The 12,242-nt window shown below is 33.8% G+C and carries 8 protein-coding genes; all 8 read right to left on the bottom strand.

Features of this window, described 5'->3' with window-relative positions; genetic code table 11:
• Nucleotides 1-41 precede the first annotated feature (41 nt).
• Nucleotides 42-1,394 (bottom strand): alpha-L-fucosidase, encoded by a 1,353-nt coding sequence (locus ATE84_RS10760; RefSeq protein ID WP_101447956.1) that lies wholly within the window; start codon nt 1,392-1,394, stop codon nt 42-44.
• A 25-nt stretch (nt 1,395-1,419) separates the two neighbouring features.
• Nucleotides 1,420-3,738 carry a family 20 glycosylhydrolase gene (locus tag ATE84_RS10755; RefSeq protein WP_101447955.1) on the bottom strand — a complete coding sequence of 773 codons (2,319 nt, stop codon included), beginning with the start codon at nt 3,736-3,738 and terminating at the stop codon, nt 1,420-1,422.
• 128 nt (nt 3,739-3,866) lie between these two features.
• On the bottom strand, nt 3,867-4,877 hold the full coding sequence (locus ATE84_RS10750) for an isoaspartyl peptidase/L-asparaginase family protein (RefSeq protein WP_101450972.1): 1,011 nt from the start codon (nt 4,875-4,877) through the stop codon (nt 3,867-3,869).
• Nucleotides 4,878-4,885: 8 nt separating this feature from the next.
• On the bottom strand, nt 4,886-7,138 hold the full coding sequence (locus ATE84_RS10745; RefSeq protein ID WP_101447954.1) for a GH92 family glycosyl hydrolase: 2,253 nt from the start codon (nt 7,136-7,138) through the stop codon (nt 4,886-4,888).
• 54 nt (nt 7,139-7,192) lie between these two features.
• Nucleotides 7,193-8,296: a hypothetical protein gene (locus ATE84_RS10740; protein ID WP_101450970.1), complete on the bottom strand. Its 1,104-nt coding sequence runs from the start codon at nt 8,294-8,296 to the stop codon at nt 7,193-7,195.
• A 1-nt stretch (nt 8,297) separates the two neighbouring features.
• On the bottom strand, nt 8,298-9,401 hold the full coding sequence (locus ATE84_RS10735) for a carbohydrate-binding family 9-like protein (protein WP_101447953.1): 1,104 nt from the start codon (nt 9,399-9,401) through the stop codon (nt 8,298-8,300).
• An 11-nt stretch (nt 9,402-9,412) separates the two neighbouring features.
• Complete coding sequence (locus ATE84_RS10730; RefSeq protein ID WP_199176872.1) at nt 9,413-10,381, bottom strand: glycoside hydrolase family 130 protein; 969 nt, start codon at nt 10,379-10,381, stop codon at nt 9,413-9,415.
• 37 nt (nt 10,382-10,418) lie between these two features.
• Nucleotides 10,419-12,242 (bottom strand): sodium:solute symporter family protein, encoded by a 1,824-nt coding sequence (locus tag ATE84_RS10725; RefSeq protein ID WP_101447951.1) that lies wholly within the window; start codon nt 12,240-12,242, stop codon nt 10,419-10,421.

Here is a 12,242-nt window from a genome sequence, read left to right as displayed (position 1 = left end):
TTCAGTTCTTTTTATGTATTAATCTGCTATATTATCCATTACTAATTCAACTCTACAGCATTCCCATGACCTCTATACAGTTTCAATTCTCCTTCTAATTCTACTTCTAAAACAGTTACATAGGTATTTAGATTTTCTTTTTTAGGGACTTCTATTCTTACAATTCCCGGAATATTGTTCCAAGACGCTCCTCCGTTTCGAACAAAAGCAAGTTCTTGCTCTTTTCCGACTACTTTAATTGATTTTATTTTATTCTGAATTCCTTTAAGAGAGATATAGTTTTTAGGTTCATCAAACAGACATAAATACAATTTTGTAGCATCCTTACTTAGTAGTGTGGGGCCATAAAAATGGCCATATGGCAATCCTGCTTTGGTATCAAAAACAACTTTTTTATGTATATCAATCCAACTTCCTAGTACTTCTAATCGTTCTTCTTGTTCTTTAGGGATTGTTCCATCTGGTTTCATTCCAATATTAAGCAGTAAGTTTCCTCCTGAGGCTATCACTTCAACAAACGTTCTTATAATCTGCGAAAATGGTTTGTAGTTTGTATCTGAAGGAAAATACCCCCAGTTATCATTCATGGTCATACAAAATTCCCAAGGTCCTTTTGGTCTCACCACAGGAATCCCTTGTTCGGGAGTACTATAATCTCCGTATGTTTTTAAACGAGAGTTCACAATAGTTTTAGGATTCCAGGATAGTAATGAATCTTTTAAAGATTGTGCTCTCCATTCTTCACTTGATTTTTCCCAATCTCCATCAAACCAATATAAATCAGGTTGATATCGATTACTTAATTCTTTTAATTGTCCTTTATAAAATCTAACAAACCGTTCCCACCTTGTTAGATTTTTCAATCCTTGTTGAGGATAATCATTTTTAGTATCAGGTCTGGGAAATACTACATCATAATCGGGATGAGACCAATCACATAAAGAATAGTATAATCCTACTTTTAGTCCTTCATTCCGTAGTGCTTCTACATATGGCCTTATCAAATCTCTATTAGCAGGTGTTTTTTCTTTAACATTTAGAGTACTGTATTTGGTATCCCAGAGCGATACTCCATCGTGGTGTTTGGTAGTCATCACAGAATACCTAGCTCCTATTTTTTTAAACAGTTTAGCCCATTTTACCGGATCATAATCCTTAGCAGTAAATCCATCACCTTGTTTCATATATTTTTCATAGGAGATTTTTTTATGATATAATGACCAGGACTCTGCTATTCCATTTACACCATAATATCCCCAGTGAATAAATACACCAAGCTTGGCATCTTTAAACCAAGCTAAGCGCTCCTCTTCTGTCGGTTCTTTATTTTGTGCAATCATCAGATTTCCTATAATCAACAAAACAAGTATGCAAATCGTTCTTATGTATTTCATCCGATTCATTTTAAAACATTAATTATCAATTAATTAAAACCTCATCTACAAATAACCAAGTATCTCCTCCTCTTGGACTCTTTTTTAAGTTTGCCACTTTCACTTTAATAAATCTTGCTGTATGCTTTTCAAAATTAATTTTAAAATCTTTTAATTCAATATTAGCATTAGCAGCATAGTCTTGTTTTACTTCTCCTACTTTTTTAAACTCTTTTCCATCCACTCCTGTAAAAACTTCTATTGCAACCGGAAAATATATTCCTGAGCCTTGATGCTCCATCGACCCTACAATTACATGATTTATGGTATCTTCTTTTTCGAGATCTATTACAATTTCCATATCATCCTTTAACCATGCTTGCCATTGCCCATCTCTAAAATGTTTTGTTCCTCTTAAGGTATTTACTAATGTAGATTTTCCTGTTCCTGTATATCGATCACTATAAGGAATGGTATAGACAATATTGCTAGCTACTCCTTTATGAAATACTATGGTATCTTGAAATACTTCGCTAATTGGTTTGTTATCTTTAAATAATGACGCCTTAACTATTGTGGTTTTGGTTAATACAATAGGTTGCTCATATTTAAGAGGAGTATCCTCTAATCTATCATTATTCAACGCATATCGTATATCTGCATCAGTATATTCACTTTGTAATGTTAATGAAACTGATTTCTTTTTCAAATCTGTCTCAACTGCTGGTCGTATTAAATAAGAGCTCTTTGCATAATTAATTCCTAAATACTCATATCGTTGAAACATGCTAGGTATTCGGTTTGAAAAATCATCCCAATTCTTCTGATTTTTGGTACTCCATACCGCTTCCGATAAGGCTGCTAATCTAGGATAAATCATGTACTGCGATTGTTCTTTGGTAGGTAAATATTCTGACCACAAGTTTGCTTGCCCACCAAGTATATGATTCGCTTCTTCTGCTGTCATTGAATCTACAATAGGATCAAACTGATATACTTTGCTTAGTGGTAGGTATCCTCCTATTGCCAAAGGCTCTTCATTTTGAGGACCTTGATAATGATCAAAATAACAGTGAGAATTAGGAGTCATCACTACATCATGTCCTTGCGCAGTAGCTTCTAATCCTCCTTTTACTCCTCGCCAACTCATTACAGTAGCATCTGGAGCCAATCCTCCTTCTAGGATCTCATCCCAACCTATTAATTTTTTTCCATGCTTATTAATAAACTTCTCCATACGTTTCACAAAATAGCTTTGTAATTCTTCTTCATTTTGTAATCCTTCTTCTGCTATTCGTTTCTGGCAGTACTGGCATTTCTTCCAATTGGTTTTAGTTGCTTCATCTCCACCTATATGTATGTATTTTGAGGGAAATATTTCCATAACTTCAGCTAATACATCTTCTAAAAAGGTAAACGTACTTTCTTTTCCTGCACAGTATATATCTGTAATTGGCCAAACTCCTCCAGATGGTACTCCTATCGGTTTTTCATTACAAGATAAATGAGGATATGCCGCAATAGCGCAAGATACATGTGCTGGCATCTCTATTTCTGGTATAATCTCCACATTTCTAGACTGTGCATATTTCACAATCTCTTTTAACTCTTCTTGTGTCAAGAAGCCTCCGTAGGTTGCTTTATCTTCTGCCGTAATGGGCAATCTAGCATTCCAATGCAGGTTCTCCTGATCCACCCTCCATGCTCCTACTTCTGTAAGTTTTGGATATTTTTTTATTTCTATACGCCATCCTTGATCATCAACCAAATGCAGGTGCAACACATTCATCTTATGCATAGCTAAACCATCAATAACTTGTTTGATATACTCTTTATCAAAAAAATGACGAGATATGTCCAGCATTAACCCTCTCCATTTAAAACGAGGGGCATCTTTAATTTCTATATTCGGAATTTCCCAGCTTATATTTTCTAATTTGGTTTTACTTTCGATTGCCGTAGGCAATAGTTGACGTATCGTTTGTATTCCGTATGAAAAACCAGATGAACTATTTGCTATGATTTCTACACGATTGTTATTCGCTTTAAGCTCATATACTTCTGGTTTACTATTCTCATCAACCGTAAAGGTTATATAGTTATTTTTTGGTTGTTCTTCTGTTGTTTTTAAATCCCATCCTACTACTGTTTTAAATTTATTTCTTAAAACATGAATTGACTCTTCTGATATCTCATTTGAAATAAAAAACTTGGTGTTTTCATTGAATTTGAATACTCCCGGATTAATTTTAATCATTTCTGGTTTAGGAATGATTTTAATATCCGCTTCTGCATATATTCTTTTTTCATTCGTTTTACAACCTAATACTATTAGAATGATGATGAATAGTGTGAATTGTTTCATCTGTTTATATTTATTGGTTTAGAAGTCATACTCTGTCTAAGTTCGGCACAAGTATGAAATCTTTGACTATTTCGGTATACTATTATTTTAAGGCTCTTTTATTCGATTAACCCTATCTCAATCTATTTCTAATTTTCCCAAGCCATTTTAAACGGTGCATCTTCTAATCTATTTCCTTTTTCTATATCATTTACGGCATAATTAAAGCCTGATCTTAAGCTGTATCCACCATATTCTCCATTTTTATTTAATGCTATGAATCCTACCTGAAGATATTCCATGTCTTTATGATTCTTGTGTTTATTATAGATTCGTTCTACAATTTCTTTACAAGCTTCAGCAGGAGATTTCCCTTGACGCATTAATTCTACTACCATAGCACTTCCTGCTGTACGAATAACAGCTTCTCCCAAGCCAGTTGCTGCTGCTGCACCAACCTCATTATCCAGAAATAACCCGGCTCCAATTATTGGAGAATCTCCCACTCTTCCATGCATTTTCCAGGCCGCACCACTGGTTGTACAAGCTCCTGATATATTTCCATCTTCATCTAGAGCCAACATACTAATTGTATCATGGTTTTCGATATTTATTACTGGTTTATAATTAGATTTCTGTAACCATTCTTCGTATGCTTTTTTGGTTTCGGGAGTTAATAAATTCTCTTTTACAAAACCTTGACTTAAAGCAAATTGCAACGCTCCTGACCCTGTAAGCATTACATGCGGAGTTTCTTCCATTACTTTTCTAGCTACAGAAATAGGGTGTTTAATATGCTGCAAAAAAGATACAGCCCCACAATTGCTATTATGATCCATAATACAAGCATCCAAGGTGACATTACCTTCTCTATCAGGAAATCCTCCTATCCCAACACTTTGATTCTTTGGATCTGCTTCTGTTACCCGTACTCCTTGTTCTACTGCATCCAATGCATTCCCTCCTTTACTTAATATTTTCCACGCCTCTTCATTGGCTGCAATACCATGATTCCAGGTAGAAATAACGATGGGTTTTACACTTTTTTTAATTTCTTTTTCTTCCTTAACAACAGCTGTTTTTCTTTCTTTTTCATTTGTTTTACAACTAAAAGTTATTAGTATTAAAAAAAGTGATACATAGTAATACTTAGTGTTAATTCGCATAATCAATATATTTTATTTACTTCTGGTAATGATGAGTTTTTAAACACTTCATCGTTTGGAAAATTACTCATTTCAAATTCGAGAAATCCTCCGTTTATAATTTCTTTATGTGTTATATACATACGATCAAGTGGTTTTCCATTTAATCTTATGCTCTTTATATATGTACTCTCTTCGGATAAGTTTTTAGCCGTTATTAAAAACGTTTTTCCTTCAGGAAGCTGAATTTCTGTTTGCTCAAATATCGGTGCTGTAATATGATATGCTCCTTGTGCTGGATTTACAGGATAAAATCCAAGGGAACTAAATATATACCAGGATGACATTTGTCCGCAATCTTCGTTACCGCAATGTCCATTGGGTTCATTTCTGTATTGTCCTTCTAAAATCTCGCGAGTTAGTTTTTGTGTTTTTGAGGGTTGATTTACATAATTGTACAGATATGCTACATGATGACTAGGTTCGTTACCATGCGCATATTGCCCAATCATTCCTGTACTAAAAATAGGTAGTTTATCTTCTGGTTTGGGATCATAAGAAAACATAGAGTCTAGTTTTTGTGTAAATCGTTCTTTACCTCCTGTACTTTTTATTAATCCTTCTATATCTTGAGGTACAAACCAGTAATATTGCCAGGCATTACTTTCGCAATAATAAGAGGTATATTCTTTTGGATTAAAGGGTTCGAAAAAGTTTCCTAAAGTGTCTTTGGGTTGAATCCAAGTATTTTTATCGTTATATAAATTTTTCCAGTTCTCAGAACGTTTCATGAAATATGTATAATCCTCATTTTTCCCTAAGTCTTTTGCAAACATGGCGATACACCAGTCATCATAAGCGTATTCCAAAGTTTTAGAAACTGACCAGTTTTCATGATGTTTCTCTACCGGAACATAATCCAAACGCTTATAAATATCTATTTGCCTATCATCTACCATAGCGCTTTCCTTACATGCTTTATAAGCTAGTTCGGTATCAAATTGAAAATCTTTGAAATATGCGTCAACGATAACCGGAACAGCATGATATCCAATCATCATATTGGTTTCGTTACCTTGCATCGACCATACAGGTAATGTTCCTGTTTCTTTATAATGAGCAAGCATAGATTGAATCATATCGGAGACTCTTTCTTGCTGAATTATAGTGTATAAAGGATGCGCTGCCCTAAAGGTATCCCATAATGAAAATGTATCGTAACGATTAAATCCTTTTGCGTTTACGACAGAACCATTCGCTCCTTTATAATTTCCATTAGGGTCACTTAATAATGTTGGAGCCAGCATAGATTGATACATCATCGTATAAAAAATACTCTTCTTATCATTATCTGCTGTTGTAATTTTAATTTTCTGCAATTCACGTTCCCAAATAGACTGAGCTTTACTTTTATAATAATCAAAATTATTTTTTGAAGCTTCTTTATTCAATGATGCTAGAGCACCTTCAATACTTGCTGTAGATATCCCTGCCTTAATGATAATTTGTTCATCCTGCGCTGTATCATACTGCAATACAATTCTTGTATCTGCTCCCTGAATAGGAAGAGTTACTTGCTCTTCATCTTTAAACACTTTATATGCTGCAAAAGGCTTTGAAAATTGCATTACAAAATAGATACGCTGGTCTTTTGCCCATCCGGTAGACATTCGATATCCCTGAATAGTTTTTTCATCCACTTTTTCAATATAGGTATCAGTGGGCTTATCCCAGTTTATAGCATACCCCAGATCTACATGTATTGCAGTTGCAGTATCTTTAGGAAACGTATATCGATGTATACCTACTCTATTGGTTGCTGTAAGTTCTGCCTTAATTCCATAATCCAATAAGTCTACCGTATAATATCCCGGTGTTGCAAATTCTTTATCATGGCTATATGTAGAGAATGGTTTATAGTTGTTTTCTTTTATTTTTTTTGAAAACTTACTATTTGTAGGCATTACTAGTATATCATATAAATCTCCGGCTCCGGTTCCTGTGAGATGAGTATGCGAGAAACCACTAATTATAGAGTCTTTATAGTAATATCCTGCAATTCTATCCCATCCGGGAATTCCTATATCTGGACTCAACTGCACCATGCCAAATGGAAGTGTTGCTCCTGGATATGTATTGCCCGGACCATCTGTTCCTATGAATGTATTCACATAAGACGTTAATGATTGTTCTTGTAGATTTACTGAAACTCTCTCTTGATTACAAGACCAAAACAATACAATAACAATGATATGTAAATAGATTATTTTTTTCATTTTGACATGGATAGGTTTCTTAGGTTTATAAACCTAAGAAACCTGCATATACTATTATTTTTTTGATTTTTTAATCGCTTCTAATTGTTCATCGGTTATTGCACTTCCGTCGAAAAAAGATATTCCAGAAGCTCCATTATCTTTTGCCAATTGTATGGCTTTTGATACGTCATCTGCACTCATTGGAGGAAGGTATATTCCTGTATGCAATTTAGTTTGCTTTCCTTGCAGGTCTTTAACTCCTTGTTTTGTAGCAAAACCAATCCAATCTACTTCTTCATTATAGAAATTATGGTATATCATAGGCAATACTTCATCAATATTCCATTTATCCCATCGTTGTCTTACCATATGATCTGCCATTTCGGGATATGGAAATACGGCTGCGGTTAACTTTTTATCATATTTATGAGCTACTTCATAAGCTTCATCTACTACTCTTTTTATCTGATTTAGCCTAAATTGTTTCCATTCCATATCTATAGCAACATTTTTAGCATCTTTCGGATTTTTATGATGTTCTTTTTCAAACGTTTTTATACATACATCGCAGTAACAAAAATCAAATTCTGGTAATTCTTCATCTTGTACTAAATTATATTTTGGTAATAATCCAATAGGTAGGTAGACATCTGAATATCTAATATAATCGAGATGCACACTGGTTATACCTTCAACTTTTGCCAGTTTTTCTACTAATCCCAAAATATGTGCTCTGGATTCTTTTCTGGTAGGACATAACCACTGATAATAATCTACATATGGTCTAGTATCATAGCACGATTTACCTTCTCTACTTACCGCATACCACTCTGGGTGTTCTAAAGCTACCTCATCACCTGGTCGATTCATGGTAAACATCCAGGCATGAACTTCTAAACCAACTTGTGTTGCTAAAGGTGTTATTTTTTTTAAAATTTCAGGATCGGCCAACGTATTTATCAATACTGCATCTATGCCATTTTCTTTATATTTTTTGAATTCTTCTCTGTAATCATCATTTGATTTTGAGGGGTCCGCAGTAATCCAGGTCCAATACTTAAATGATGTTGTCTTTACTTCTGCTACAACTTCTTTTATGATTTCTTTTTCAGTTTCAGTTTTACAACTAACACTAATAAATACACTACATAAGAGTATAATTTTGAGCATCTTCATATCAATCTTCTTTTTGGATAATTTTACCATCTTCTTTAATAATAAACAGGTGTTTTGTATGTGGGCTTACCACTGTAATATTCCAACCTGTTTGGTGATTTTCTATGGTTTTAACGATTTTTTTTCCCTCAACAGATACACTTCCTGCTTCTAGTTCTTTAAAGGTTGTGGCCCAACGATTGTTCTTTTTATAATATTCTTTTTGTTTTCTATATAATTGATACAACAATCGTTTTACTTTTTCATCTTCGGGTATTGTAAAATCATCATGTTCTCCCACTTTTTTTGAGGAAAAATATACATATCCCCAATCTTCAGGTTGGTGCATATTAATTATCCCAATAGGGGACCAAACCCAATTGTATTCTGGTTTAAATTTTCCTTTATCATCTCGCTTTCTAGAGTATTTATTATTCTGAAGTTCAAACTCCCAATTCACTCTGGAAAAATTTACTCTCCAAAACTTATCTTTTGGAATATTTTTATGATGATACGATGTTCTAAATACTTTAAACGGAATAGCTATTTCTAGTACCCATCCATTATCGGTATCATTTGGGTTATTTATGGTTCCGTTTATTTTAACTGAAGATTTAAATCCATTGGCATCCCAATCATTTAATACCGGGGTTCCCTCTCTATATGGTTTTGTAATAAACAAGTCCCATAGGGTATTTAATGCATTAACTTCAAATTCATAATAATTATGAGTATCGTTATCTGGATCGATAAAAATTTCGAAATCATTATTATAAAAGATAATAGTATCTTTTTGTTTAAGATTTCCCCACACATGAGGTTCTTCCATTTCTGCTAGAAAATAGAAATACTCATCATCCCAAAGCATTTTTACGGTAGTCATATATTTTGGAATTTTACGTCCTTCAATATCTATAAATAACTCGGTAGGTTTTGCTTTACTCCAGGAAGATTCCGAGGCAGACCCATCAATATTTATCGATTCTTTGGTATAATGTGCGATGTAAGATTTTGGAGACACTTTATTTTCATTACTTTGCCCGTAAACCAAAGTCTCTCCGCCAAAAAGCAGTACTATAGTAAGAAGTATTTTATTGATTTTTATACCAAAAAGTTCTAGCTTCATTTTAACTATTTTTACAATGAATTTTCTTTAGTAAACTTAACAATTTTACTTATCCTTCCAAAAGCCAATGCAACTACTGTATCTGCTGCCCCATAATACATGGCTACTTTATCTTGCTCTATATCTTGTAAAGTTGCACAAGGGAATATCACATTAGGAACATCTCCTATTTGTTCATAAGCTACAGAAGGTGTCAAAAGGTATGGTTTTGTTCTATATTTTACCTGATCTGGGTTATTCTTGTCCAAAATCGCTGCTCCCATAGCATATCTAAATCCATTACATGTATTGATTACTCCATGATAAAACATCAACCACCCTTCATCAGTAAGGAAAGGTACAGAACCTGCTCCTATCTTTGTACATTGCCAGGCGCTTTCTTCAAAAGGAGTTACCTTCATTACATTTCTATGCTCTCCCCAATATTTCATATCCGGACTATAACTAATAAATATATCTCCAAAAGCAGTATGACCATTATCACTTGGGCGGCTCAACATTGCATATTTACCATTGATTTTTTCTGGAAATAATACTCCATTTCTATTGAAGGGTAAAAAAGCATTTTCACATTGAAAGAATTCTTTGAAGTTAAAAGTATATGCAATTCCGATGGTAGGTCCATGATAACCATTACACCAGGTAATCCAGTATCGATCCTCAATAAAAGTGACTCTAGGATCATACTTATAATCTGAATCTATCATTTCTGTATTTCCTGATTCCATTACAATAGGATCCTCATTAATCTTCCAGTCTATCCCATTATCACTAAAACCAGCAAAAATATTCATCTGTACAGCCTTATTATCGCATCTAAATACTCCTGCAAAACCACCATTAAAAGGTATAACAGCACTATTGAATATACTATTAGAAGTCGGTATCGCATCTCTTTTTATTATCGGATTTGCCGAATACCTCCAAATGACATCAGTACATCCCTCAGGTTTATCTTGCCATGGTATTTCATTTTTCATAGTACTTCTATTTATGATATCACTGTTTAAAAAAATATTATTTTGCCTTAAGTTTATCATACCATGTTTTCTTTAATATTACCGATGTAATAACCATTAATAATATCACGAAAGCCATACTATAATACTCCTTTATTATTAAATACATCGGAATCAAAACAAAGGTCATTTGCCAAATAATTCCAATTCCGCAATTAAACATATCTCTCCAGAAATTTTTATTAGGCGTAAAATTAGGTTCTTCTTTTTGTATTGCACTAATTACTGGTTTCCACCATCCCCAAGGTTTTGTGGTTTTATAAAAGTTTTTTAACACCACTATATCATCCTGTTTCCCTAATAAAACTCCTAAAAAACATCCTACAAAAGATATTAGTAAGATACCTGGAAATAAGTAAATGGCAGTTGTATCCGGAAAAATTCCGGGTACTATTGTTGCTGCAATAAGTCCAGCCAGCATTCCTCCAAAATACCCATAAGAATTAAATCGCCACCATATCCACTTTAATACATTTGCTGCTGCATATCCTCCATACAAAGCTGAGGTTAACCATATGGTAAGTTCATTAATAGACGATGCAAAAAAACCACCAATCACTCCTACTAATACAATAAGAATAGATGACAAATAACTATACTTAACATATGTTTTATCTGATGCTTTTGGATTGATATATTTTTTGTAAATATCATTAACAATGTATGCCGGTGCAGCATTTATAAAAGCAGCGAATGTTCCCATAAAAGCAGCTAGTAATCCTGCGAGCAACAAACCTTTAAAACCTATTGGGACAAAGCGATGAATAGCTACTGGTAATATGGTTTCGAAATCTACATCTATTCCTGCTTGCTGTAATTCTGGTCCCAAATACACTAAACCTAATACGGCAAATCCAGTGATCATTAAATATCTGGGAACAAAAAGCACAACTATAGTAAAAGCGCTCATTTTTGAAGCTTCTACTTCATTTTTTGTAGATAAAACACGCTGCATATCATAGCTTGGTACGGGACCTGCAAGGCTGGCAAAAATACCTTTAAAAATCATCATCATAAATAGAAAACCAAACAAAGAGAATCCATCTTTCTCTATCTTTTTATTTACACTATCGATATACCCAGTCCAATCCAAATCCAATTTCATATCAAAGAATACATTATTCCAATTCTCTGGTGTTGCCGCAGCAATTTGCTCTGCTGTAACAGAAGTAAAAGCAATATATCCAATAACCAAACATGAAATGGTCATAATCACAAACTGAATAACTTCTGTCCCCACTACACTATACATTCCTCCTTTTAAAGTGTATAAAGTGGTTATACCTATAATTATCAAAGCATAAGATTGTTCTGAAGCCACTACAAGCAACCCCAGGTCAAAAGATAAATCCCAGGGAAAAAATATAATCGCAAATTTGCCTATCCCTTCAAAAAAATAAGCTATAAAACCTAAAGTACTTATAACTGCAAAAACTGTTACTATGATATGAGAAAGCTTAGCTCCAAGTGCAGATCCAAATCTATAAGTTATCCACTGTGCTCCTGTCATCACATTTGACCTTCGTAACCACGCGGCCATAAAAATCATAATAAAAACCTGATTCCATACTGGCCATAACCAAGGAAGCCAGGCGCTTTTCATTCCGTAAACAAAAAGAATAGTAACCGTCCACATTGTACCAGAAACATCAAACATCCCTGAAGCATTTGATAGTCCGAGATAATACCACGGAATTTCATTTCCGCCCAGGAAATAGGATTTTATATCTTTTGATGCTTTTTTAGAAACATAAAATCCAAAAAGAAGAGTAATAATAATATAGCATAGAATTATTACAATATCTACGGTAGCTAGGTTCAT

Origin of the sequence: Aquimarina sp. MAR_2010_214 (assembly GCF_002846555.1) — a bacterium.
Lineage (GTDB): Bacteria > Bacteroidota > Bacteroidia > Flavobacteriales > Flavobacteriaceae > Aquimarina.
This window is presented reverse-complemented; position numbering and strand designations above follow the sequence as displayed.

Coding starts and splice junctions, on each gene's coding strand:
- ATE84_RS10760 (WP_101447956.1), bottom strand. CDS start 1,394: ATGAAATACATAAGAACGATTTGCATACTTGTTTTGTTGATTATAGGA.
- ATE84_RS10755 (WP_101447955.1), bottom strand. CDS start 3,738: ATGAAACAATTCACACTATTCATCATCATTCTAATAGTATTAGGTTGT.
- ATE84_RS10745 (WP_101447954.1), bottom strand. CDS start 7,138: ATGAAAAAAATAATCTATTTACATATCATTGTTATTGTATTGTTTTGG.
- ATE84_RS10740 (WP_101450970.1), bottom strand. CDS start 8,296: ATGAAGATGCTCAAAATTATACTCTTATGTAGTGTATTTATTAGTGTT.
- ATE84_RS10735 (WP_101447953.1), bottom strand. CDS start 9,401: ATGAAGCTAGAACTTTTTGGTATAAAAATCAATAAAATACTTCTTACT.
- ATE84_RS10730 (WP_199176872.1), bottom strand. CDS start 10,381: ATGAAAAATGAAATACCATGGCAAGATAAACCTGAGGGATGTACTGAT.
- ATE84_RS10725 (WP_101447951.1), bottom strand. CDS start 12,242: ATGAACCTAGCTACCGTAGATATTGTAATAATTCTATGCTATATTATT.